This is a genomic window from Rubrivivax gelatinosus, from assembly GCF_016583785.1.
Classification (GTDB): domain Bacteria; phylum Pseudomonadota; class Gammaproteobacteria; order Burkholderiales; family Burkholderiaceae_C; genus Rubrivivax; species Rubrivivax gelatinosus_B.
Window position 1 is genome coordinate 1 of record NZ_NRRU01000084.1, and the last position, 24,424, is coordinate 24,424.

General features: G+C 70.1%; 18 protein-coding genes. 6 read left to right on the forward strand and 12 right to left on the reverse strand.

The window, feature by feature from the left end:
- Together CKO43_RS19205 and CKO43_RS19210 are read left to right on the forward strand one after the other, a co-directional pair.
- Positions 1-231: hypothetical protein (locus CKO43_RS19205; protein ID WP_200379615.1), on the forward strand; the 231-nt coding region annotated here is incomplete at its 5' end.
- Between the two features lie 290 nt (positions 232-521).
- Positions 522-1,367, forward strand: coding sequence for an alpha/beta fold hydrolase (locus CKO43_RS19210; RefSeq protein ID WP_200379623.1), 846 nt, complete (start codon positions 522-524; stop codon positions 1,365-1,367).
- Between the two features lie 48 nt (positions 1,368-1,415).
- Here the strand turns inward: CKO43_RS19210 and CKO43_RS19215 are convergent, their stop codons facing one another.
- The 6 genes from CKO43_RS19215 to CKO43_RS19240 all read right to left on the reverse strand — a co-directional run bounded on the left by CKO43_RS19215 (position 1,416) and on the right by CKO43_RS19240 (position 8,549).
- Complete coding sequence (locus CKO43_RS19215; RefSeq protein ID WP_200379616.1) at positions 1,416-1,670, reverse strand: DUF1427 family protein; 255 nt, start codon at positions 1,668-1,670, stop codon at positions 1,416-1,418.
- Positions 1,667-1,837 carry a DUF1427 family protein gene (locus CKO43_RS19220; RefSeq protein ID WP_200379617.1) on the reverse strand — a complete coding sequence of 57 codons (171 nt, stop codon included), beginning with the start codon at positions 1,835-1,837 and terminating at the stop codon, positions 1,667-1,669. Before CKO43_RS19220 ends, CKO43_RS19215 begins: the two co-directional genes overlap by 4 nt.
- Positions 1,834-3,489 carry an MFS transporter gene (locus CKO43_RS19225; protein ID WP_200379618.1) on the reverse strand — a complete coding sequence of 552 codons (1,656 nt, stop codon included), beginning with the start codon at positions 3,487-3,489 and terminating at the stop codon, positions 1,834-1,836. The genes CKO43_RS19220 and CKO43_RS19225 overlap by 4 nt, the downstream gene beginning before the upstream one ends.
- The gene (locus tag CKO43_RS19230; RefSeq protein ID WP_200229505.1) at positions 3,479-5,332 is read right to left on the reverse strand and encodes an amidohydrolase; all 1,854 of its coding nucleotides are present in this window, start codon (positions 5,330-5,332) and stop codon (positions 3,479-3,481) included. Before CKO43_RS19230 ends, CKO43_RS19225 begins: the two co-directional genes overlap by 11 nt.
- A gap of 66 nt (positions 5,333-5,398) precedes the next feature.
- Positions 5,399-6,055 (reverse strand): hydrolase, encoded by a 657-nt coding sequence (locus CKO43_RS19235; RefSeq protein WP_200229507.1) that lies wholly within the window; start codon positions 6,053-6,055, stop codon positions 5,399-5,401.
- 460 nt (positions 6,056-6,515) lie between these two features.
- A complete protein-coding gene (locus CKO43_RS19240) occupies positions 6,516-8,549 on the reverse strand; it encodes a 3-hydroxybutyrate oligomer hydrolase family protein (RefSeq protein WP_200229508.1) in 2,034 nt (677 codons plus the stop codon).
- A gap of 704 nt (positions 8,550-9,253) precedes the next feature.
- Between CKO43_RS19240 and ilvD the strand changes: the two genes are divergently transcribed.
- Complete coding sequence (gene ilvD, locus CKO43_RS19245) at positions 9,254-11,113, forward strand: dihydroxy-acid dehydratase (RefSeq protein ID WP_200229509.1); 1,860 nt, start codon at positions 9,254-9,256, stop codon at positions 11,111-11,113.
- Positions 11,114-11,170: 57 nt separating this feature from the next.
- Here ilvD and CKO43_RS19250 read toward each other — a convergent pair whose 3' ends face one another.
- The 6 genes from CKO43_RS19250 to CKO43_RS19275 all read right to left on the reverse strand — a co-directional run bounded on the left by CKO43_RS19250 (position 11,171) and on the right by CKO43_RS19275 (position 19,363).
- Positions 11,171-12,346, reverse strand: coding sequence for a HAMP domain-containing sensor histidine kinase (locus tag CKO43_RS19250; protein WP_242477984.1), 1,176 nt, complete (start codon positions 12,344-12,346; stop codon positions 11,171-11,173).
- Positions 12,267-15,359 (reverse strand): efflux RND transporter permease subunit, encoded by a 3,093-nt coding sequence (locus CKO43_RS19255; protein ID WP_200379619.1) that lies wholly within the window; start codon positions 15,357-15,359, stop codon positions 12,267-12,269. Before CKO43_RS19255 ends, CKO43_RS19250 begins: the two co-directional genes overlap by 80 nt.
- Positions 15,356-16,450, reverse strand: coding sequence for an efflux RND transporter periplasmic adaptor subunit (locus CKO43_RS19260; protein ID WP_200379620.1), 1,095 nt, complete (start codon positions 16,448-16,450; stop codon positions 15,356-15,358). The genes CKO43_RS19255 and CKO43_RS19260 overlap by 4 nt, the downstream gene beginning before the upstream one ends.
- A gap of 82 nt (positions 16,451-16,532) precedes the next feature.
- Positions 16,533-17,939, reverse strand: a complete 1,407-nt coding sequence (locus CKO43_RS19265) for an efflux transporter outer membrane subunit (RefSeq protein ID WP_200229512.1) — start codon at positions 17,937-17,939, stop codon at positions 16,533-16,535.
- A 55-nt stretch (positions 17,940-17,994) separates the two neighbouring features.
- Entirely contained in the window at positions 17,995-18,438 is a 444-nt protein-coding gene (locus CKO43_RS19270; RefSeq protein ID WP_200229513.1) for a hypothetical protein, read from the reverse strand.
- Between the two features lie 232 nt (positions 18,439-18,670).
- Complete coding sequence (locus CKO43_RS19275; protein ID WP_200229514.1) at positions 18,671-19,363, reverse strand: response regulator transcription factor; 693 nt, start codon at positions 19,361-19,363, stop codon at positions 18,671-18,673.
- 486 nt (positions 19,364-19,849) lie between these two features.
- Between CKO43_RS19275 and CKO43_RS19280 the strand changes: the two genes are divergently transcribed.
- From CKO43_RS19280 to CKO43_RS19290, 3 genes are all read left to right on the forward strand, one after another.
- Positions 19,850-20,473, forward strand: a complete 624-nt coding sequence (locus tag CKO43_RS19280; RefSeq protein ID WP_200379621.1) for a hypothetical protein — start codon at positions 19,850-19,852, stop codon at positions 20,471-20,473.
- A 502-nt stretch (positions 20,474-20,975) separates the two neighbouring features.
- Positions 20,976-22,703, forward strand: coding sequence for a methyl-accepting chemotaxis protein (locus tag CKO43_RS19285; protein WP_200379624.1), 1,728 nt, complete (start codon positions 20,976-20,978; stop codon positions 22,701-22,703).
- A 409-nt stretch (positions 22,704-23,112) separates the two neighbouring features.
- Positions 23,113-24,424: methyl-accepting chemotaxis protein (locus CKO43_RS19290; RefSeq protein WP_200379622.1), on the forward strand; the 1,312-nt coding region annotated here is incomplete at its 3' end.

The window sequence follows — 24,424 nt, forward strand, 5'->3', positions numbered from 1 at the left end:
CGGCGCGCTGGCCGGCGCGAACGCCAGGACCGGCTGCTCGACGGCGTCGCCGCGCTGACGCTGCAGGTGCGCGCCGCGGCCAACCAGGTGCCCGAGGGCTCGGCGCCGCGCGAGCGGCTCGAACTCGCGCTGCGCCGCGCCAGCAGCCTGCTCGACGAGGCGCGGGACTCCGGCGCGGATGCGCCGCCGGCCGGCGGCGCCAGGCCGGTGCCGCCTCGATCCAAAGCATGAGGCCGCGCTACCCCCTTCTGCGGCTGCGGCCGCGCGGGCCCGTCCCTAAGCTGGCCCCGGCATCGCCCGCGCCACCCTCCTGCAGGGCGCGCGGCCTGCCCCACCCGCAACCGGAGCCGACGATGACGCCAACCGATACCGATGCCCCCCTGGACCCGGCACGCCGGCACCTGCTGGCCGGCGGCGCGATGGCCGCTGCCGGCCTGGGCCTGCCGCTGCTGGCGCAGGCCCAGCCCCTTCCCCGCAACCCGTCCGCGCCACGGCGCGGCAGCACGCCAGAAAGGACGACCATGGACCACACCGTCATCACGAAGGACGGCACCGCGATCTTCTACAAGGACTGGGGCCCGAAGAACGCCCAGCCCATCGTCTTCCACCACGGCTGGCCGCTGTCCTCGGACGACTGGGACACGCAGATGCTGTATTTCCTGCAGCACGGCTTTCGCGTCGTCGCCCACGACCGCCGCGGCCACGGGCGCTCGGCCCAGGTCGCCGATGGTCACGACATGGACCACTACGCCAGCGACGCCTTCGCCGTCGTCGAACACCTGGACCTGAAGAACGCGGTGCACATCGGCCACTCCACCGGCGGCGGCGAGGTCGCACGCTACGTCGCCCGCCACGGCCAGCCCGCCGGCCGTGTCGCCAAGGCGGTGCTGGTGGCGGCGGTGCCACCGATCATGCTGAAGACCGCCGCCTATCCCGGTGGCCTGCCGATGGAGGTGTTCGATGGCTTTCGCAAAGGCGTGGCCGAGAACCGCGCGCAGATGTTCCTGGACGTGCCGGCCGGCCCGTTCTACGGCTTCAACCGCCCCGGCGCCAAGGTCCTCCCCGGCGTGATCCAGAACTGGTGGCGCCAGGGCATGGCCGGCAGCGCCAAAGCCCATTACGACGGCATCAAGGCCTTCTCCGAAACCGACCAGACCGCCGACCTGAAGGCGATCACGGTGCCGACGCTGGTGCTGCACGGCGAGGACGACCAGATCGTGCCGATAGACAACTCGGCGCTGCTGTCGGTCAAGCTGCTGAAGAACGGCACGCTGAAGACCTATCCCGGCTTGTCCCACGGCATGCTGACCGTCAATGCCGAGCTGCTGAACGCCGACCTGCTGGCCTTCATCCGGTCCGACGCCTGAACGCCTCCGGCGAACCGGGCCCCCGGCAGCGCCGGGGGCTTTTTCATGTCAGCGGCCGTCGGCCACACCCGAGCGCGTGCGGCCATCGGGCCCGCCGCACAGGTGTTCGTGGCGCGCAACGCGCCGCGCCAGCCAGCGGTCGGCCGCCAGGTAGCCCAGCGTCATCGCGACGACCAGCAGCGCGCCGGGCAGCACCGGCGGCGCCGGCGACGGGATCGCGAGGAAGCGGCACAAGGCGCCTATGCCCAGCCCCAGCAGCAGCCCGAGCACGACCTTGACGCGTTCGGTCGAGCCGGCCTTCATGCGCCACTCCCCCGCAGCAGCGTGTCCATGCCGACGAAACCCAGCGTCATCGCGACGACCAGCAGCGCGCCCACCAGCCGCGGCGGCGCCGGCAGCGGCAGGTCGAACCAGCGGCAGCCCAGGCCTATGCCCAGGCCCAGCGCCAGGGCGAGCAAAAGATCCGTCATCTGCGCTCTCCATCGTCTGAAACTGCTGGGCGGCCGCGCGCCGGGGCCACGAAGTGCTGCACGCGCGGCGCCTGGGGCCCGAGGTGGAAGGCCTGCACCCGCGCCTGCAGCGCGGCGTCGGCCTGCGACACGCGCCGGTGCTGGCGCTGGTGCTCCAGCCACGACGGCAGCAGGAAACTCTCGACGAAACGGCCGCTGTCGGCGGCGTCTTCGTAGATGCCCCAGGCATAGGCGCCGTCGCGCCGGCGTTCGGGTGCGAAGGCGTGCACCGCAGCCAGGAAGCCGGCCGTGTGTTCGGGCGCGACGCGGTACTCGACCGTGACCATCACCGGCCCGCGGTCCTGCACCAGCGAGGCTGCCATCGCCGGCGACAGCGCCGGCTCGGGCCAGTGCAGCGACGGCGTCAGGTCGGGCTCGGCGTCGGGCAGCGGGCGCAGCCAGGCCAGGGCGAGCGCCAGCACGCCGACACCGGCGGCGGCCAGCAGCGCCGCCGGCACGCCGGCGTGTTCGGCGGTCTGGCCCCAGATGAAGCTGCCCAGCGTCATCGCGCCGTAGAACACCGACAGGTACAGCGCCAGCCCGCGGCCGCGCACCCAGTCGGGCAGGCTGGTCTGGGCGATGACGTTGGCGGTGCTCAGCACCGCGATCCAGGCGGCACCGGCCAGCACCATCGTCGCCGCGGCCAGTGCCTGCTGGCGCGTCGACGCCAGCAGCACCAGCACCGCCACCGACGCCGCCGTGCCACAGCGCACCGTGGCTTCGGCCGACAGCCGCCGTCGCAGCGCCGGCAGGCCCAGCGCCGCCAGCACCGCGCCAGCGCCGACACAACCCAGCAGCAGGCCGTAGAACGCGGGGCTGCCGCCCAGTTGCTGGCGCGCGATCAGCGGCAGCAGCGCCCAGTAGGCGCTGGCGAAGACGAAGAAGCTGGCCGAACGCAGCATGCTGCGGCGCAGCGCCGGCGCATGCCAGGCGAAACGCAGCCCGGCCCGCAGCGCCGCGCCCAGCTGCTCGGGCGTGCCGGTCGCAGCACGCGCCGACGCGCCCTTCCACCACCAGAACGCCGCGATCACGAACAGGTAGCTGAGCGCGTCGGCGAAGAAGTTGAACTCGGTGCCGGCCAGCGCCAGCAGCAGGCCGCCGAGCGCCGGGCCGATCGCGCGCGAGACGTTCAGGCCCATGCTGTTGAGCGCGATGGCCGCGCGCAGCTGCGGCCGCGGCACCAGCAGCACCGTCAGCGACTGCAGCACCGGCGTCACCAGCGCAGTGCAGATGCCGGCCAGCAGCAGGCCGAGCACCAGCAGCGTCGGCGTCATCAGCCCGGCACGCGTCAGCAGCCCCATGCCGAGCGAGATCGCCGCCATCAGCGCGTGCACCCCCAGCAGCAGCCGGCGGCGGTCGACGCTGTCGGCGAGCGCGCCGGCCGGCAGCGCCAGCAGGAACAGCGGCAGCGTCGTCGCCGCCTGCACCATCGCCACCGCGGTGGCCGAGGCCGACAGCGAGGTCATCAGCCAGCCGGCGCCGACGTCGCGTATCCAGGTGCCGACGCTGCCCAGCAGCACCGCCGTCCAGACGACGGCGAAGACGCGGCTGCGAAACGGCTCCCAGGCCGAGCCGGCCGGCGGCGACGGCGCCGCCGCGGCCTCAGAAGGCACAGCCGCACCCCAGCGCGCCCCAGAAGGCGGCGCGGTCGGCGGCCGGTGCTGGCGCGCGGGCGGCAAAGCCGTGGCGGTGGCCGTGCACGCCGCAGGGTGCGGCGCAGCAGGCGGCACCCGGCTGCGCCGGGGCGTAGCGCCGGTAGCGGCCCTGGTGCGCGGCCGGCGACCAATCCGGGCTGGCGCGCGGCAGCGGCGGCGCCAGGTCGGCGAAGTCGCCCTCGCCGTGCACCACCCGGCCGCCGACGACGGTGAGCACCGACGCCAGCGCCGGGATGCGCGCTTCGGGCACGGTCAGGTAGTCCTCGGACAGCGCGGCGAAGTCGGCGTACTGCCCGGCGACGAGCGCGCCCTTGCGCCCTTCTTCGCTCGAGAACCAGGCGCTGCCTTCGGTGTACAGGCGCAGCGCAGTCTCGCGGTCGAGCAGCTGGTGCTGCGGATACAGGCGCGTGCCGCCGACGGTCTCGCCGCTGACCAGCCAGTGCAGGCCGACCCAGGGGTTGTAGCTGGCCACGCGTGTGGCGTCGGTGCCCATGCCCACCGGCAGGCCGGCGGCCAGCATCTGGCGCACCGGCGGCGTGCGCGCCGTCGCTTCGGCGCCGTAGCGCTCGAGGAAGTACTCGCCCTGGTAGGCCATGCGGTGCTGCACCGCGATGCCGCCGCCCAGCGCGCGGATGCGCTCGATGTTGCGTTCGCCGACGGTTTCGGCGTGGTCGACGAACCAGTGCAGGCCGTCGAAAGGCAGCTCGCGGTCGACACGTTCGTAGACGTCGAGCACACGCGAGATCGACTCGTCGTAGGTGGCGTGGATGCGAAACGGCCAGCGGTTCGCGACCAGCAGCCGCACCACGTCCTCGAGCTCGGCTTCCATGCCCGGCGCCAGCTCGGGCCGGGGCTCGCGGAAGTCCTCGAAGTCGGCGGCCGAGAACACCAGCATCTCGCCGGCGCCGTTGTGGCGGAAGAAGGCGTCGCCGCCGCCGGCGTCGCCCGGCTTGACCTGGCGCACCCAGCGCACGAAGTCGTCCTTCTCCTGCTTCGGGTGCTGGGTGAACAGGTTGTAGGCGATGCGCAGCGTCAGCTCGCCGGCGTCGGCGAGCCGGCGCACGACGGCGTAGTCCTCGGGGTAGTTCTGGAAGCCGCCGCCGGCGTCGATGACCGAGGTGATGCCCAGCCGGTTGAGCTCACGCATGTAGAGCCGGCTGGAGTTGATCTGGTCGTCGGGGTCGAGCCTGGGCCCCCGGGCCAGCGCCGAATACAGGATCAGCGCGTTCGGCCGCGCCAGCAGCAGCCCGGTGGGTTCGCCGCGGGCGTCGCGCTGGATCTCGGCGCCCGGCGGGTCGGGCGTGTCGCGCGTGTAGCCGACGGCACGCAGCGCCGCGGCGTTGAGCAGCGCGCGGTCGTACAGATGCAGGATGAAGACCGGGGTGTCGGGCGCAACGGCGTTCAGCTCGGCCAGCGTCGGCAGGCGTTTCTCGGCGAACTGCCACTCGCTGAAGCCGCCGACGACCCGCACCCACTGCGGCGGCGGCGTGCGCTGCACCTGCTCGCGCAGCAGCGCCATCGCGTCGGCCAGGCTGGGCACGCCGTCCCAGCGCAGCTCGAGGTTGTAGTTCAGCCCGGCACGGATCAGGTGGGTGTGGCTGTCGTTGAGCCCGGGGATGACGCGCCGCCCCTGCAGGTCGACGCGGCGCGTGGCCGCGCCGGCACTGCGCAGCAGCTCGGCCGAGTCGCCGACGGCGGCGATGCGGCCGTCCTGGACCGCCAGCGCCTGGGCCTCGGGGCGGCCGCGGTCCAGCGTCGTGATGCGGCCGTCGTAAAAGACGGCGTCGGGATGTTCGGCCATGGTCGTCGGTGGTTTGGCTCGGTGCGGCCCCGGCATCGGGCGTGCCAGGGGCCCTGCGGCCTGGCTTCAGTGCCCGCCTTCCTGGGCGCCGAACATCGTCTTCGCGTAGATCACGCCCAGGCCGTAGGCGCCGCCCCACTTCTTGGCCACGCCGACGGTCAGCTCGTAGGTGTCGCCGCGCGCCCAGTCGCGCTGCAGCTCCAGCAGGTACTGCAGCGAAGTCAGCGGCCGCACGCCGGCCTGCAGCATGCGGTCCATCGCCCGTTCGTGCGCCTCGCTGCTGACGTCGCCGCAGGCATCGGCGATGACGTAGACCTCGAAACCCTGGTCCAGCGCCGACAGCGCCGGCCCGACGATGCACACCGAGGTCCACAGCCCGGCGAGCACGATGCGCGGCTTGCCGATGGCGTTGACCTGGTCGGCGATGCGCACGTCCTCCCAGCTGTTCATCGTCGTGCGGTCTATGACCTCGGCGTCCGGGAACGCGGCCTTGATCTCGTCGAACACCGGGCCCGAGAAGCTCTTCTCGGCGACGCTGGTGACGATGGTCGAGACCTTGAACTCGCGCGCCGCGTGGGCGACGAGGCCGGCGTTGTTGCGCAGCTCGATGGCGCCGATGGAATGGGTCGCGAACGCCATCTGCGACTGGTGGTCGATCAGGATCAGCGTGTGGTCGGCGGGTGTCAGTAGGGTCTTGCCGGCGACGGCGGAGGCGTTGGCCATGGAGGACTCCTCGAGGTGGTGGGCAGGCAGGCGCCGCGACGGAGCGGCCGACGGATGCCGCTGCGGTGCCGAGACCCATTCTTGGGTGGCTGCGCGGCCACCGCGTCCCACCTTGCGCCGGCTTGGATCTCGTACCAAAGGCCTATGAACGGGGCCCGGGCTCACGGCCCGGCTGTCAATGGCCTGCCGGCGCGCAAGGACTGCACGGTCGCGCCGGAGCGCCCCGGCTTCGGCACTCGAGTTCGGCCCCCGGGCGTCCCGACATCCGTGCGGGAAGGCCGCGCCACCGGGGAGCAGCGCCAGGGCGTGGCGACGGCGGGCGCCGCCGTCGTTCAGGACCAGAGCCGGCGGCAGCGCCCGGCTCCTGAAACGAAAGACGCCGCCTCCGCCGGGACCACGAGGCCCAGCACGAGGCGGCGCGAGCAGCCCGTGCCGCAGGCACGGGCTGGAGCTCAGGGCGTCAGTCCGGCAGGACGATGCGCCCGCTGTCGACGCGGATCAGGTCCTGGCTGGCCGGCTGCATGCTGATCGCCGGCAGGTTGGACTGCTCCAGCTGCGTGGCCTTGCCGGGCACGCCACCACGAGACACCGTGCGCACCACCTGGTTGGGCGGCAGCGCAGCCTGGCTCTTCAGGTGCTTCCACATCATGTCCAGCGCCTGCTCTTCGTAGTACGCCAGCGGCACGTACTTCGCGTCGAACTGACCCGGCCAGCCGAAGTGGTTGATGTGGGTGATCTCGACGTAACGCACCTGGCTGGCGCTGCCTTCCTTCAGAGAGTTCAGCGCCACGTACGGACGGCCGGAGAAGGTCGCGGGGACACGCGCGTCTTCACGGCCGTGCAGCACGATGACCGGCCGGCCGCCCTGCGTCGCCTTGGCGCGAAGCTCGGCGATACCGCGCTGGACCCGCTGCGCCTCGTCGTTGTTGCCCGTGATCAGCTCGCGCATGCACAGGGCGCCGTCCAGGTTGTAGTCCAGGCGGTTCGTGCTCGGCGACATCGAGACCGAGTCGCGCGTCGGGCCGCGCGGGTCACGCTCGTTGATCAGGTCGATGGCACCGACCGGGGCGCCGCCAGACGCGCTGACGAAGATCGTCGCCATCTCGGCGGCGGTCGCCGCACGGGGCTTGCCGTTCGAATCGGAGGCGGCGATCGTGTAGCCGCAAAGCTTGTCCTCGACGCCAAAGCGGCCCTGCGAGTTGGCGTACTTGTTGGCCGTGGCGCCCGGGGCGACGAGGAACGAGAACGCGTGCTGGTCGTCCGCGTCGGGCTCGAAGCCCATGTCGTGCAGCTTGGCGAGCGCTTCCTGCGCCTGTTCGGCGACGGTCGTGCTCTGCAGCATTCCCTTTTCCTTCAGCGAAGTGCAGCGGTTCTCGCCGAAGGTGATCTCGCCGGCGCGCGGCGCATCGGGCATCGCCAGCGCCGCACAGGGCTGGTACAGAATGGTTTCGGTGAAGTAATCGATCAGCGAACGACCACCGCCACGCCATTGCCGGCCGCCGCGCTCGACGACGACCTGCGAATTGGCCTCCGGCTGAATCTGCGGCTGCGCGGCCACGATGCCGTCGATCCAGCCATCCTTGTCGAACTCCCCCGACAGCAGCGCGGCGCCGCCGCCGTTGCTGTTGCCTTCGACGATCACCGTGGTGTTCTCGCGCGTCAGCCTGCCGTTGTGGCGCTGGTTGAGCGAGTAGAACGCGAACTGGATGGAGCGCACGACGTCGCGGCCCCAGGTGGAGTCGGAGTTCTGGCGCGAATGCGCGTGTTTGAACGCAATGCGGTTCGGGTTGTCCGCCAGGAAGGCGGCACGCGCCGCGTCGGAGATCGGCGCCGTGAAGTGCGAGGCAGTCCCGGCCGTCTTCGCGTCGGCCACTTCGCCGGTGGCCAGCAGCACCTTGTCGGTCGCCAGGTCATGCACGCCGTTGCCCTGGCCCTTGTCGGTGTAGACGACGGCACAGTTGCGGCGCAGGCCCCAGCCGCCGACACGCATCAGGTCGGCGTAGAGGCGGGCCGACCCGGTGGCCGGCACCGCCAGGATGCAGGGCTTGGCGGCGTCGAAGCTGGCCGGGATCTGCAGCAGCATCGCCGCGCTCAGGTGGTTCACGCCCGGCTCGCTGGAATAGGCGAGGATTTCCTCGCCGGCGATGCGCGCATCCGCGACCGGCTGCTTGGTCTCCGGGTCGATGTTGGGGCCGAACAGCCGGGTGCTGCCGGCCGACACGTCCAGGACCGAGAACATCGCCGCACGGCGCAGTTCGGCGGCGGTCGGCTTGAGCGGGTCCACATACGTCGGCGCGGCGCCCTGGCCGACGAAGGGGGCGAGCCCCATGCCGGCGGTGATCAGGTCGTCGCTTTGACCGTCCATGCGGGTCTCCGACACGACCGTCAACCACGTCGGTTTGGTCTCCTCGACGGACGAGCCGCCGGAGCCGCCGCATCCCGCCACCATCGCCGCGCCCGCGAGGGCAGCAGCGCAAACCATCTGTCTATCCATCAATTATTCTCCTTATCAGGTGGAGTTCGAACTGCCGCCGTGCCGATTACGAGTTGCCGGACCCGGGGCGCTTGGCCAGTGCCGGGATCACCGACGCCTGAACTTCTGCTTGCCTACCCGAAATACCCACACAGACCAAGTCGAATCCGCCATGACGAATAATCGCATCTGTTGTTCATTACAAAGACGGAAGACGAAACCGTCGATTTCATTGACAACTCGCAAGACTTCATAACACGAGTCGATCCATTCCGATCAGCCAGCGCGTCGACGACGCGAGATTGCCAATCAGAATAGAAGCGACAACGGGTTACGCCGCGAACACGGCGGATGGCAGATTCAAGACGGTCACTCGGTAGCCACGAGAATCGCAATTGCAATTCCGGGGCTTACGTCTATCTCCTGTTTGCTATGGGGTTTCTCGTTGGTGTTGCAATGTAGCGAAGCTGTCATGAGCGGTGAAATCGAGATTTCTCGTCGAGTGATCTGCCCAGCAGATCAATGAACCCACCACTCCCGGGCGCGTCAGGCGGCAGCTGCGGCGGCACACGCCACGGGGCCCGGCGCGCGCATGGCCGCCCTGACGAACTGTCAACCGTAGACAAGCCGAGCCGCCCCAGGCCGGGCGGCTGGGAGAAAATGGCAGACCATCGAGCCAGCACCGTGCGCTGGCGCCAGGCCCCCCCTCCCAGCCGAGTCAGCCCATGCCCGCCTACCGTTCCAAGACCTCCACCGCCGGCCGCAACATGGCGGGCGCCCGCTCGCTGTGGCGTGCCACCGGCATGCAGGACGGCGACTTCGACAAGCCGATCGTCGCCGTCGCCAACAGCTTCACCCAGTTCGTGCCCGGCCACGTGCATCTGAAGGACCTGGGCCAACTGGTCGCGCGCGAGATCGAGGCCGCCGGCGGCGTCGCCAAGGAGTTCAGCACCATCGCCGTCGACGACGGCATCGCGATGGGCCACGACGGCATGCTGTATTCGCTGCCCAGCCGCGACATCATTGCCGACTCGGTCGAGTACATGGTCAACGCGCACTGCGCCGACGCGCTGGTGTGCATCTCCAACTGCGACAAGATCACCCCGGGCATGCTGATGGCCGCGATGCGGCTGAACATCCCCGTCGTCTTCGTCTCCGGCGGGCCGATGGAAGCCGGCAAGACGCGGCTGGCGAACCCGGTGACGCAGACGCTGGAGTTCCGCAAGCTCGACCTGATCGACGCGATGATCATGGCCGCCGACCCCAAGGTCTCCGACGAGACCGTGGCCGAGGTCGAACGTTCGGCCTGCCCGACCTGCGGTTCGTGCTCGGGCATGTTCACCGCCAACTCGATGAACTGCCTGACCGAGGCGCTGGGCCTGGCGCTGCCGGGCAACGGCACGGTGGTCGCCACGCACGCCGACCGCGAGCAGCTGTTCAAGCGCGCCGGCCGGCTGGTCGTCGAGCTCGCCAAGCGCCACTACGAAGGCGGCGACGAGAGCGTGCTGCCGCGTGCGGTCGGCTTCAAGGCCTTCGAGAACGCGATCACGCTGGACATCGCGATGGGCGGCTCGACCAACACCATCCTGCACCTGCTGGCGATCGCGCAGGAAGCCGGCATCGACTTCACGATGGCCGACATCGACCGCCTGTCGCGCCACGTGCCGCAGCTGTGCAAGGTGGCGCCGAACACGCAGAAGTACCACATCGAGGACGTGCACCGCGCCGGCGGCATCATGGCCATCCTCGGCGAGCTCGACCGTGCCGGCAAGCTGCACACCGACGTGCCGACGGTGCACGCGCCGACGCTGGGCGCCGCACTCGCCGAATGGGACATCGCACGCTCGCCCAGCGAGGCGGTCAAGACCTTCTACCGCGCCGGCCCGGCCGGCGTGCCCAGCCAGGTCGCGTTCAGCCAGGCCAGCCGCTGGCCCAGCCTGGACCTGGACCGAGCCGAAGGCTGCATCCGCTCGGCCGCGCACGCGTTCTCGCTCGAAGGCGGGCTGGCCGTGCTCTACGGCAACATCGCCCAGGACGGCTGCGTCGTGAAGACCGCCGGCGTCGACGACAGCCTGCTGGTCTTCGAAGGCCCGGCGCACGTGGTCGAGAGCCAGGACGAGGCGGTCGAGCACATCCTGGGTGACCAGGTGAAAGCCGGCGACGTCGTCGTCGTGCGCTACGAGGGCCCCAAGGGCGGCCCCGGCATGCAGGAGATGCTCTACCCGACCAGCTACATCAAGAGCAAGGGCCTGGGCAAGGCCTGCGCGCTGCTGACCGACGGCCGCTTCTCCGGCGGCACCTCGGGGCTGTCGATCGGCCACTGCTCGCCCGAAGCCGCGGCCGGCGGCACGATCGGCCTGGTGAAGACCGGCGACCGCATCCGCATCGACATCCCGAACCGCCGCATCGACGTGCTCGTCGACGACAAGACGCTGGCCGCGCGCCGCGCCGAGCAGGACGTCGTCGGCTGGAAGCCGGTGCTGCCGCGTCCGCGCAAGGTCTCGGCGGCGCTGAAGGCCTACGCGCTGCTCGCGACCTCGGCCGACAAGGGCGCGGTGCGTGACCTGTCGCTGCTGGGCGACTGAGAGGCCGAGACTCTTTCGCTCTGCCCGCGGCAAGCGGGGGCCGCGAGCACCCGTTGTTCAGCCGGCCAGCTGACGGCTGCCCTCGGGAGCCCGGCGCGGCAGCCGCAGCGTGACGCTCAGTCCACCGCCGGCCCGGGGACAGGCGAAGATCTCGCCGCCATGGGCCAGCAGCGCACGCTGCGCGATCGCCAGCCCCAGCCCGAAGCCGGTCGCACCGGTTCTTTCGGCTGGCCCGCGCACGAACGGGTCGAAGATGGAGACGAGCATCTCGTCGGGAACGCCGGGCCCGCGATCGCCGACGACGACTTCGAGCAGATCGCCGTCGCGAGCTACTTGCGCCGCCACGTCGACAACGGTCGCCGGCTCCGAGTACTTGACGGCATTGCGGATGACGTTTTCGAGCGCGCGGTAGATCAGGTCCCCGTCGACGACGGTGATGAAGGCCCCCGGCGCCCGGATCGACAGGCTGCGGCCCGAGGCCTTGGCCTCGAACTCGGCGTCGGCGCAGATGGCGTGGAGCAGCTCGATGACGTCGATGCAATCGCAGCGCAGCCCGCTCGATCCGGCCTCGATGCGGCTGAGCGTGAGCAGGTCGTCGAGCAGGCCGTTGAGGCGGTCCGCCTCCAGGTCCACGCGCGCCAGCATCGCCTGCACGTCCGCCGGCTCGGTGCGCGCCAGGCCGATCGCGGCCCGCAACCGGCTCAAGGGTGAACGCAACTCGTGCGAGATGTCGTGCAGCAACTGCTGGCGCGACGCCTCCAGCCGCTCCAGGCGTTCGGCGGTGGCGTCCAGGTAGCCGCCGAGATCGGCGATCTCGTCACGGCGGCTGCCGATCTGCGACTTCACCCGGGTCTCGAACCGACCGCCGGCCAGCTGGTCCAGCGCCCAGCGCACGTGTCGCAGCGGACGGGTCAGGTACCACGCCAGCAGCAGGCTCGCGCTCAGGCTGGTCACCACCGCCGAGACGATGGGAACGATGGGGCGCAACAGCGCGTCGCCGTCCGGTGGCGGTGGCGGGGCGCCGGTCGTCAGGAAGAAGCCGATGGTGCCGGCGAAGGTCAGCATCATCGCCACCCAGAAGGCGAAGAAGAGCTTCCAGAAGAGGCGGTAGGGCTTCATGCCGGAGCAGCCTGGACTCGATGCGCGGGCGCGATCAGCTTTGCGCGGCGTCGCGCGTGTGGAAGATCTTGCCAGCGAGCACCCGGCGTCCCCACTGCAGCGCATCGTCGACATAGGTGAACACCACCGGCACGACCAGCAGGCTCAAGACGGTGGAGGTCAGAAGACCGCCGATGACGACGATCGCCATCGGCTGCCGGAAGCTCGGCTCGGCTCCCCATCCGAACGCGTTCGGCAGCATCCCGGCGCCCATCGCGACGGTGGTCATCACGATCGGGCGCGCCCGCTTGTGGCAGGCGTCCATCACCGCCTCCAGCCGTGTCATGCCCAGTGTCCGGCGCGCCACGATGGCGTACTCCACCAGCAGGATGGAATTCTTCGTGACGATGCCCATCAGCATCAGCACGCCGATCACCACCGGCATCGAGAACGGCTGCCCGGTGAGCCACAGCGCGACGACTGCGCCACCGAGCGCCAGCGGCAGGGCGCAGAGGATGGTCGCCGGCTGCATGAAGTCGTGGAACAGCAGCACCAGCACCGCGTAGATGCAGAACACGCCGATGGCCATCGCCAGGCCGAAGCTCTGGAAGAGCTCGAACATGCGCTGCAGCTCGCCCTGGTTGACCAGCTGCACGCCGGCCGGCAGTTGCCGCAGCGCCGGCAGCGCCATCGCTTCCTGCTGCACGGCGCCGATCGGACGCCCGTTCAGCTCGACCGTCAGCGTGACGTTGCGCGCCCGGTCGAGCCGGTCGATCTGCGACGGCCCGCTGCCGACGGACAGGTCGCCGACCGCCGCCAGGCTGACCATGCCGCCGCTGCCCTGGACGCGCAGCATGCCGATCGCGTCGAGGTCGGTGCGCAACGCGGGATCCATGCGCACCCGGATCGCGATCTGGCGCTGCGCCAGATTCAGCTTGGGCAAGGCCGTCGAGTAGCTGCCGTAGGTGGCGACACGAAGGGCCTCGGCCAGCGCATCGGTGGTGACGCCCAGGGCCGCCGCCCGGTCCGCATCCGGTCTCAGCTGGATCTCGGGCCGCTGCAACGCAGCGCTCGAGGTGACATTGCCGACGCCTTTCAGGCCGCGCAGCTGGCCCTCGGCTTTCGCGGCGACCTCGGCCAGTGCCTGCGGGTCGTCGCTGGCCAGCGTGATCTCGAGCGATTCGCCGCTGTTGCCGCCGCCGACCGAGACGCGCACGCCCGGCAGCCCGCGCAGCAGGGCACGCATGCGCGCCTCGACGCCGGACTGCTTGAGCCGGCGCTCGCCGCGGGCCACCAGGTCCACCGTCAGCGTCGCGCTGGTGACGTCGGCAGTGGCCGAGGCATCGAGCCCGCCGCCGCTGCTGGCCGTCCCTGCGGACACGAAGATGCTCTTGACTTCCGGCAGCGTTCGCAGCAGTTCGGACGCACGTTCGGCGGCCGCGACCGTCTCCTCCAGCCGGCTGCCCGGCGGCAGCTGGAGCGACACGCTGGACTGCGCCTTGTCCTGGGCCGGCATGAAGGAGGTGGCGATGAACGGCGTCATGCCGAGGGAGACCACCAGGAACGCGAGGCTGAGCGCGACCGTCCTGCGGCGCCGTCCGAGCGACGCCCCGACCCAGCGCAGGTAGCGTCCCATCGTGGCGCCGTCGACCGACACCTCGTGCTGTCCCGCCAGCTTGGGCCGCAGCAGGTAGGCCGCCATCATCGGCGTGAGCAGCCGGGCCACGAGCAGCGATGCCAGCACCGCGACCGAGGCGGTGACGCCGAACTGGCTGAAGATCCTGCCCGGGATGCCGCCCATGAACGCCGTGGGCAGGAACACGGCCACCAGCGTGAAGGTGGTCGCGATCACGGCCAGGCCGATCTCGTCGGCCGCTTCCATCGCCGCCTGGTAGGGCGACTTGCCCATCACCAGGTGACGCTCGATGTTCTCGATCTCGACGATCGCGTCGTCGACCAGAACGCCGACGACCAGGGACAGCGCCAGCAGGGTGACGGTGTTGAGCGAATAGCCGAAGAGCGCCATCGCGCCGAAGGCGGGCAGGATGGACAGAGGCAGGGCCACCGCCGCGACGAAGGTGGCGCGCCAGTCGCGCAGGAAGAGCCAGACCACCACCACCGCCAGCACCGCACCTTCGACCAGCAGGTGCATCGAGCCTTCGTAGTTGTCGCTGATCGGCTCGACCGTGTTGCTGGCCTCGGCGATGCGGACCTCCGGGCGCGCCGCCGCGAAGCGCTGGACAGCGGCCCGCACCTCCTCGGCGACCCCGACATCCGAATAACCGCGCGAGCGCGTGACCTGGAAGCCAAGCCCCGGCTTGCCGTCGCGCAGCGCGATCGTCGTGCGCTCGGCATGGCTGTCGCTCACGCGGGCAATCTGGTCGAGGCGGATCCAGCGCCCGTCGGACAAGGGGATCGCCAGCGCCGCGACTTCGGCCGGCGAGGCCACCGTGCCGATCGTGCGGGTGGATTGGCGCTGGTTGCCGATGCGCCCCTGCCCGCCCGAGCTCTCCTGCTGCACGGCCTTGATCTGCGTCGACACGTCGGCCGCCGTGACCCCCAGGCCCGCCATCAACGCGGGATCGAGATCGACATGGACCTCGCGGTCCACGCCACCGACCCGGGCCACCGATGCCACGCCCTTGACCGCCAGCAGCGCCTTGGTCAGGTCGTTGTCCACGAACCAGGACAGATCCTGCTCGTCGAGCCGGTCGGACGCGATGCTGAAGGTCAGCAGCGCCGAGCCCGCAGAGGTCAGCTTGGACACCGTCGGCGACGACATCGCCGCAGGCAGATCGGCGTGCACGCTGTCGACCGCGTTGCGTACCTCGCTCAGTGCGGCCTCGACATCCTTGTCGATCTCGAACGAGACGCTGATCGCCACCGAGCCGTCGGTGATGGTGGTGGTGATGTGGTCGAGCTTGGTCAGCGACGCGAGCTTGTCCTCGATCTTGCGCGCCACGTCGGTCTCAAGCTGCGACGGGGCGGCGCCCTCCAGGCTGGCCGCGATCTTGATGGTCGGCAGGTCCATGTCCGGAAAGTCCTGGACCTGCAGGGCGCGGAAACCCAGCACGCCGAACACCGACAGCAGCATGAAGACCAGCAGCGCCGGTACCGGGTTGCGGATCGACCAGGAGGAGACGTTCACCGCGCGGCTCCCGATGCGGCGACAGCCGGCCCGGCCAGCACCGTCACCTTCGAGCCCTCGGACAGGAAGGCTCCGCCGCTGGCCACGACCTGCGCCGCGGCGTCCATGCCGGAGACGACTTCGATGCGGTCACCTTCGCGACGCCCCGTCGCCACGGCGATCGCGTGCGCCTGGCCGCCGGAGTCCACCGTGTACACGTAGGAGCGCCCGTCGCGCATCACCAGCGCCGACAGCGGCAGCGTCGTTGCCGGCTGGGTGCCCGCCAGCAGCACGCCGGTCGCGAACATGCCCGCCCGTGCGAGGCTGTCCGGCGACAGCTCGACGTACAGCGTGGCGCGCCCGGTGCTCGAGCTCATCGTCGGGCCGACGACGCGCAGCCGTCCGGTCACGGTCTGCCCGCTCGGGAGCGTGATCCTGGCCGTCTGGTTCGGCGACAGCAGCGCCAGCTGGCCCGAGTCGATCTCGGGCCGCCACTCGACCCGCCCCTGGCGCACCAGGCGAAACAGCTCGGCGCCGGCGCTGACCACGCTGCCCAGCACGCCGCTCTTGGACGACACGATGCCGTCGTCGGGCGCGAGCACGCGGGTCTGCGCCAGCTTGAGCTCGATGCTCTGCAGCTCGGCCCGGGCCGATTCCAGCGACGCCTCCGCGCTGGCTGCGGTCAGCCGGTACTCCTCGATCTTCTGCGCCGACAGGGCGCCGCTGCCTTCGGCGAGGCGGCTGCGCCTGAGGTCCGACGCGGCCTGCTCCAGGCTGATGCGCGCCTGAAGCACCGCGGCCTCCTGCTTGCGGTGGTCGACCCGCAGGCTGTCGTCGGCCAGCAGCGCCAGCACCTGGCCGCGCCGGACCTTCGCGCCGATGTCGACCTTGAGCTCCTTCAGACGCAGCCCGCCCGTCTCCGGGCTGATCACGACTTCCTGCCAGGCGACGATCTGCCCCGTGCTCTTGAGCTGCCGCGGCCACTGCTCGCTGCGCGGACGAACCAGGTTGACGCTGAGCGCGGACGGCCCCGACGCGGCTTGCGCGGGCGGCGAAGCCTGGTCCGACCCGCTGGTGCATCCGGCGACGCCCAGCACGGAAACGAAGGCCACGACCGGCGCCCGCCAGGCGGCAATGGCTACGAGCATTCGGCTGGAGAGGGATGGAGCTTCGCGCATCATCGAGGTGCCTTCGTCACGGAATGGGAGTCGTCGCCGGCGCCTGCGCCGCGTCGCCGGGCTGCCAGCCGCCGCCCACGGCCTTGTAGAGCGCGATCCAGTACTGGACACGGTTGCGCTGCAGCGTGATGCGCTGGATTTCCGCCGACAGCGCCGAACGGCGCGCCTCCTCGAGGGTCAGCAGGCTGACATTGCCGGCCCGCCAGTTGCTTTGCGTTGCGAGGAAGTACTCGCGGTACTGCGAATCGGCGATCGCCGCCTGCTGCAGGCGGTTGGCCGCGCTGTCCAGACGCACCAGCGCCTCCTCGACGTCGCGCACGATCTGGCGCACGCCGAGCTGGTAAGCGGCGTAGGCCGAGCGATAGGCGGCTTCGGCGCTGGTCACCGCGGCCCGCCTTTCGCCGCCGTCGAGGATCGGCAGCGACAGCGACGGGCCGAATGACCAGACCGACGTCGGTGAACCGGAAGTGGCCGAGACGCCGATCGATCCGCTCAGCGAGAGGCTGGGATACAGCGCCGCCTTCGCGGCTCCGATCTCGGCGCTGGCAGCGGCCAGCTCGCGTTCCAGCGATGCCAGGTCGGGCCGCTGCCGCAGCACGTCGGCGGGCACGGATGCGACGGCCGCCTGCCGCGGCTGCGGCAGCCCATGCGGCGCGCTCGACAGCTGGGCCCGCAGCGCGCCCTCCTCGGCACCGGTCAGGTAGACGAGCGCCTTGACCAGCAGATCGCACTGCGCGCGCTGATCGATCAGCGTGCTGCGCGCACTCGCCAGACTGGCGCGGGCCAGCGCAGCGTCGGCCGGCGCGGTCAGGCCGGCGCGCACCGCCGCGAGCGTCGTGGTTTGCGTCTGTGCGTTGGACACGAGCTCCTGCGCGTAGGCCTCGGCCAGCAGTTCGCAACCCTTCCACTGCACATAGGTGTCGGCGACCTCGGCAGCGAGCGAGACACGGGCGTCGTTCCAGTCGCCGGTCCGGGCCTCGACCCGGGCCGCGGCGGCTTCCTCGTTGCGCCGCAGCTTGCCGAACAGGTCGATCTCCCACGAGGAATCGAAACCCGCGCTGCGGACGTTGTCGACCAGGCCCGATGCTCGCTCCCGGCTCGCCGAGGCCGACGCCGTGAGCGATGGTGTGCGACCCGAGCGCACCGACGCGAGCGTCGCGCGCGCCTTCTCGATGCTGGCCCAGGCCTGCGCGAGGCTCGGACTGTCCGCCTCGGCCATCGTCACCAGCCTGCCCACCAGGGGGTCGTCGAACTGTCCCCACCAGTCGGCGATCTCCGACGTCTTCCCGCCGTGGGGCAGCGGTGCGGCCCAGGCAGCCGCGGCGACCGGCTGCGCCGGCCGGTAGTCGGGCCCGACGGTGGTGCAGGCGACAGAACTCAGCGCGATGGCGACAGAGAGCGAGGCCGTCCCGAAGATTCTCATGGAAACATGCCGGTTGAGTGACGGGGCGCCGCGACGTCCGGACGCAATGGATGTGTCATGGGCCGTCGTTCGACATGGCCGACACAAGGCGTCTGCAATCCGCCCCGGGAATACAGGCGGCGGACGCATCCATTCCCGGAGAAACCCGCTCGACGAACTGGAGATCGCCGCCGCGCAACGCTGTCGCGGAATGGCCGGTCGCGCCCGGCCCGGGCAGCGGCAACGACAGCCGCTCCGGCTCTGTTTCGACCGAAATGCGGATATCTCGAGGAATGGGAGGAAGCAATTCCCAGCGCGACCGGTCGCAATGCAATTTCGGCGGCGTTTCGCTGGCCGGGCACGAAGACAGACCGGACAGCGGCGGCAGCAACAGCCGCGCCGCCGATGGAATCAGTTTGGTGAGCAGGATGAGACCGACGACCAGATAAAAGAAGATGCGAAACGACACAGCAAGCCACATGCGCCAGAAGGGTGGCAGCGCTGCGAACGGGGTTCTCATCGCGGGGCCAAACGGAGTCGGGATGCGTCGATCCTAGGTTCACGAACCGCCGCGTGCCGCCTGGACAGGTTAGGCAGCGTAAAGGTGGCGCTTGTCCGCCTGTAGCGTCAGGAACTTTTCCTCGTCGACGCTCCCGTGCTGCGGTCGGCGGCGCCCGGACACCGCGGTCGACGCCATACCGCCCGGCGCCCCGCCGCCGGATGACGGTCGTTTTTCACGGCCGTCGTCCGGGTCAGTCCTCCAGCAGCTGATATCCGCGTCCGCGCACGCTGTGGATCCACGACTGCCCGTCGGCACGCAAACCCAGTTTCTGGCGGATGCTGCTGATATGGACGTCGATTCGACGGTCATACGGCTCGAGCGGCTTGCCGAATGCCTGCTGCGAAATTTCCTGCTTGCTGACCAGACTTCCGGAGTGCCTGGCCAGGACCTCCAGCAGGCTGAACTCGGTTCCCGTCAGCTCCAGTTCCTGCCCTTGCCAGCTGGCGCGACGGGTACCGGTCCACAGACGGAGTTCGCCGGCCTGAAGCAGCTTCGGCGCCGGGCCGGACGGGACGTCACGGCTGTCGACCCGACGCAGGATGGCCCGGATGCGCGCCACCAGTTCGCCCGGGGTGCAGGGCTTGGGTACGTAGTCGTCCGCGCCCATGTCCAGGCCGACGATGCGATCGACGTTGTCGCCGCGAGCCGTCAGCATCAGCACCGGGATATTGCTGGAGGCGCGTATGCGCCTCAATGCCTCGGTACCCGATAGATTCGGCATCATGATATCCATGACGACGATGCTGTACTGACCCGTGAGCGCCTCGGCGACGCCGATTTCACCCCGGTGCACGCCGTGAGTATCGAATCCCTCGCGCCGGATGTATCGCGAGAGCATCGCCGTGAGTTCGACATCGTCATCGACGATCAGTACCTTGTGCATGCGCTGACGGCGTTCAAATTTGCAATTATCAACCCACGACTTCGTCGCGCGCGGCGCGAAATGCTATTTTACCTAGTTTAACCCTTGCGCGCGCGCAGCCGCCGCCGGTTTGCCTAGCATTGCATCCCGACAATGATCGACGTCCATCCCTTGGCAATCCCCTCGCGCGTCATTTCATGACGCTGCGCCACGGCGAATGAGACGGCAATCGATTACGCGCGTCGGCGGCCGGCCGGCCAGGCGGCCTGCTGCGGAGTCCAATTCATCGATGCAATCTGCTCTCTCATCGCCGCGGCAATCGCCCATCGTTCGTGACCCGGTGTCCAACCCGAGCGACGGCGAGACCGCTGTCTCCAGCACAGCAGCCGTCTGCAGGCCCGGCCCGGCCCGACAGGACGAACGGCCGAGCCACGCTGCGTGACGGCGCGCCCGACGAGACGTCGCACCGCAGCCGGTCTGGCGGTCCTGGCCGCGCATGCGCTTGTCTTGTATCTCGGCCTGGTGCTGAAGGCGGCCGTGCCGGTCGCGCCGGGCGCCACGATCATCGCGAGCCTGCGCCTGATCCCCTTTCTTGCCGATCGCGACTCACCCCGGGACCGCGAACGCAATCCTGAAGCAAAGCCCCGATCCCAGAGACCGGCCGCCCTGCCGATCGATCGCGCAACCGTGACGGACGTGGCGCGCAGCCCCGCCGAGCCGGCTGCGCCTGCCGCGCCGACGGCACCGGCGCCTGTCGCGCGCCGTGCCGGAGAAGGACGGATCGCGCTCGATGGCTCAGAGGAGGCGCCGACCGTTGAAGCCGCCGCCGCGCCGCCGACCATCGTCGGCCGGCACGCCCAGGTCACGCCGGGGGGTCTGGTTCTGACGCCTGAGCGCAAGGTGCTGCTGGGAACGGACAACAACCCGGCACTGTCCGATCTACGCAGCAACACACCCAAACCGACGTTCGAGGAACGCATCGCGATGGCGATGGACCCGGCGCTGTGCCTCAAGGTCGAACGCATCGCCGATGGATCCATCCGCCGGTCGCTGGTGCGCGGCCTGCTGGTTGCACCACCCTCGCAAGCGACGCACGGGCACAAGTCCCCCGCGGTGCGCGTGTGTCCCTAGGGCCCACGCGTGGCGGGTTGTGCGCGCGCGCGGCGCCATGTCGCCGCGGGTGTCGCCCGCAGGCCCCACCCCGCTCGGGGGCGCCCCGGCAACACCCGCATCCGCCCTGCCCTGGGCTGCTGCCGCCGCGCCGTCGCGCCCTGGGTCCGCTCCGTCGGGCGCACCAGGGTCTGCGCCGCGCGCGCCGAGCTCGGCGGCGCTGAAGGCCTGTGCGCTGCTGGCGACCTCGACCGACCAGGGCGCGGTGCGCGACCTGCCGCTGCTGGGCGACTGAGCGCGCGCCGCGAACGCGGCGGCGGCGCCTTGTTGACGAAGCACTCGCCGGCCGGGCGACGCGGCCGGCACGCTTGCTTATCGGATCGACGTGAGTGAAATCACAAAAACGATCTCGCGCGAGGTGTCATTTTTGCCATCTTTGAATCGATACTCAAAGAATCATCAGCAGCCCGTCAGGATCGCCGCATCTGACGGACGACCGAGTCCTGGAGGTATTGACGTGCGCATGCAGAAATCGGCGACGAGGGTCGCCACCAAACTGATCCTGGGTTTTGCCGCGGTCACCGTCCTGGGCGTCATCGCCGCTGGCACCGCCACCGTGCAGCTGCGCGGACTGGCCGAGCAGATGGACGAGGTAGCCTCCGACCGCATGGTCAAGGTCGAGAAGTTCTCGCGCGTGAAGGACAACCTGAACGCGATCGCGCGTTATGCGCGCAACATCGTCATCATCGAGAACGACAAGGCATTCGAAGACGGCGAACGCAAGAAGATCGCCGCGATGCGGGCCGAGAACTCGCAGCTGCTCGCTGAGCTGGACAAGGCCGTCGTGCTGCCCGAGGGCCGGGCGCTGTTGAAGACGATCAACGACACCCGCCCCGAGTACAACCGCCTCGTCGACGAGGCGCTGGCGCTCGACGCCAAAGGTGACGCCGCCGCCGCCGGCAAGCTGCTGATGGGTGCGGCGCTGGAGAAACAGCGCATCGTCTTCAGAGCGGTCGACGACTCGACGCGGCTGCAGCAGTCCAAGGCCAGCGAGGTCGCCAAGGCGGCGCTGGAAGAGTCCAGCGCCAGCGCGATCCTGCTGGCCGGCCTGTCGGCACTGATGGCCGTCATCGGCGCCGCGGTCACCTGGGTGATGGTGCGCAGCCTGCGCGGCGCGCTCGGCGCCGAGCCGGATGAACTGGGCCTGATCGCGCAGCGTGTGGCCTCGGGCGACCTGAGCCCGGTGGCCGGCGCCGCGGCCGCGCCGAAGAACAGCGTGCTCGAATCGCTGGCGGCGATGCAGGACAGCCTGACGCGCATCGTCAGCCAGGTGCGCGCCAGCAGCGACAGCATCGCCACCGGCTCCTCGCAGATCGCCAGCGGCAACGCCGACCTGAGCCAGCGCACCGAGGAACAGGCGAGCAACCTGCAACAGACCGCCGCCTCGATGGAGCAGCTCTCCAGCACCGTCAAGCAGAACGCCGAGACCGCCCAGGAGGCCAACCGCATGGCCGGCGCAGCCGCGGACGCCGCGTCGCAGGGCGGCGCACTGGTCGGCCACGTCGTCACGACGATGCAGGACATCGCGCAGTCGTCGCGCAAGATCGCCGAGATCATCGGCACCATCGACGGCATCGCCTTTCAGACCAACATCCTGGCGCTCAACGCCGCGGTCGAAGCCGCGCGCGCCGGTGAACAGGGCCGTGGCTTCGCCGTCGTCGCCAGCGAGGTGCGCAACCTCGCCAGCCGCTCGGCCGAAGCGGCCAAGGAGATCAAGAGCCTGATCGGCGCCAGCGTCGAGAAGGTCGAGATCGGCACGCGCCAGGTCGACGAGGCCGGCGAGTCGATGACGCACATCGTCTCCCAGGTGCAGCGTGTCAGCCAGCTGATCGGCGAGATCACCACCGCCACCGTCGAGCAGTCCTCGGGCATCAGCCAGGTCGGCGACGCCGTCGGTCAGCTCGACCAGGTGACGCAGCAGAACGCCGCCCTGGTCGAAGAAAGCGCCGCCGCCGCCGAGAGCCTGCGTATCCAGGCGGCACGCCTGACCGAGCTCGTCGGCGTCTTCAAGAACGACGCCAGTGCCGATGCACAGACGCTGGCGAAGCCGTCGGCACCCGTCGCCGCGGCGCGTGCCCAGCCCGCCGTGCCGCCGGCCTCGCGGCGCAAGGCAGCGGCCTCGGCGCCTTCAGCGCCGGCAGCGCCGCGTGTGGCCGCGCCCGCGGGCGCCGACGACTGGACCAGCTTCTAGAGCACGCCCGGGCGGCAGTCGCAGCGCACGCGGGCCAAAGCTTGCGAAACCGCCGAGGGCGAGCCCGTCGCCTCCCGGCGGCTTGTCGCGGCCGCCTCGCCCGAGTCCGCGTTCCGGGCCACCGCAGCGGAAGCGGCACACCTCGCCTCGTGTGACCGCTGTCACGAAAGCCTTCACACGCAAATCACTAATATCATTTCTAATATTAGCGATTGCAAGGCGAACCAGCTTCGACGGCCCGAACTGCGGCCAGCCGAGACCTGGGCCATTAATTCTCGGAAAGCGGCTCAGGCATCCTCAGAAGAGACGATGGCGTGCCGATAACCGATCACTCATGAGCGCCCCGTCCAGCCGTACTCGAGCGGCGGCACGGCTGGCGACGCCCCTCAGGTCTACGGGAATCATCACCATGCTCACCAAGCTCAAGATCGGCCAGCGCCTGGCGCTCGCATTCGGACTGCTGCTGGCGCTGCTGTGCGCCATGGCCGCCGTGGCCGCGTTCCAGATGTCCCGGCTCGCGGACAACGCGCGCTACTACACGATCAACCTGGTGCCGTCGTACGAGACCGAGCACGCGGTCTCGCTGGCGCTGGGCGATCTGCGCCGCCTGGAGAACCGCCACATCCTGCTCAACGACCCGGCCCACATGGACCAGGTGGAAGCGAAGCTGGCCGAGCAGAACAAGCTCATCTCGACCCTGCTCGACAAATACGAGAAGGACCTGGTGTCCGACGATCGTGACCGCCAGTTGCTCGGTGACGTGCGCAAGGCCGTGGGGGCTTACGACGCGACCTGGACGAACCTCAAGCAGCTCTCGCGCGCAACCGTCACCGACCCGTCGAAGACGCAGGAAGCGACGAAGTACCTGGTCGGTCCCTCGGCCACCGCCTACGATGTCGCGCACGCGGCGATCGGCGCCTGGTGGGACTACAACGTCAAGCTCTCGCAGGAACAGACCACCACCGCCGAAGCCACCTACAGCAGCGCCAAGCTCGTGCTCGGCACGATGGTGCTGGTGGCGCTCGGCCTGGGCATCGGTGCCGCGGTGCTGATCACGCGTTCGATCGTGCGCCCCATCCGCCGCGCCGTCGACGTGGCGGCCGCGGTCGCCCAGGGCGACCTGAGCCAGCGCATCGAGGCCGAGGGGCGTGACGAGACCGGCGACCTGATGCGCTCGCTGGGCCAGATGAACGACAGCCTGAACCGCATCGTCAGCCAGGTCCGCGCCGGCAGCGACAGCATCGCCACCGGCTCCTCGCAGATCGCCAGCGGCAACGCCGACCTGAGCCAGCGCACCGAGGAACAGGCGAGCAACCTGCAGCAGACCGCGGCCTCGATGGAGCAGCTCTCCAGCACCGTCAAGCAGAACGCCGAGACCGCCAAGGAAGCCAACCGCATGGCCGGCGCCGCCTCCGACGCCGCGGCCCAGGGCGGCGCCCTCGTCGGCACCGTCGTCACGACCATGCAGGACATCGCGCAGTCGTCGCGCAAGATCGCCGAGATCATCGGCACCATCGACGGCATCGCTTTCCAGACCAACATCCTGGCGCTCAACGCCGCGGTCGAAGCCGCGCGCGCGGGCGAGCAAGGCCGCGGCTTCGCCGTCGTCGCCAGCGAGGTGCGCAACCTCGCCAGCCGCTCGGCCGAAGCGGCCAAGGAGATCAAGAGCCTGATCGGCGCCAGCGTCGAGAAGGTCGAGATCGGCACGCGCCAGGTCGACG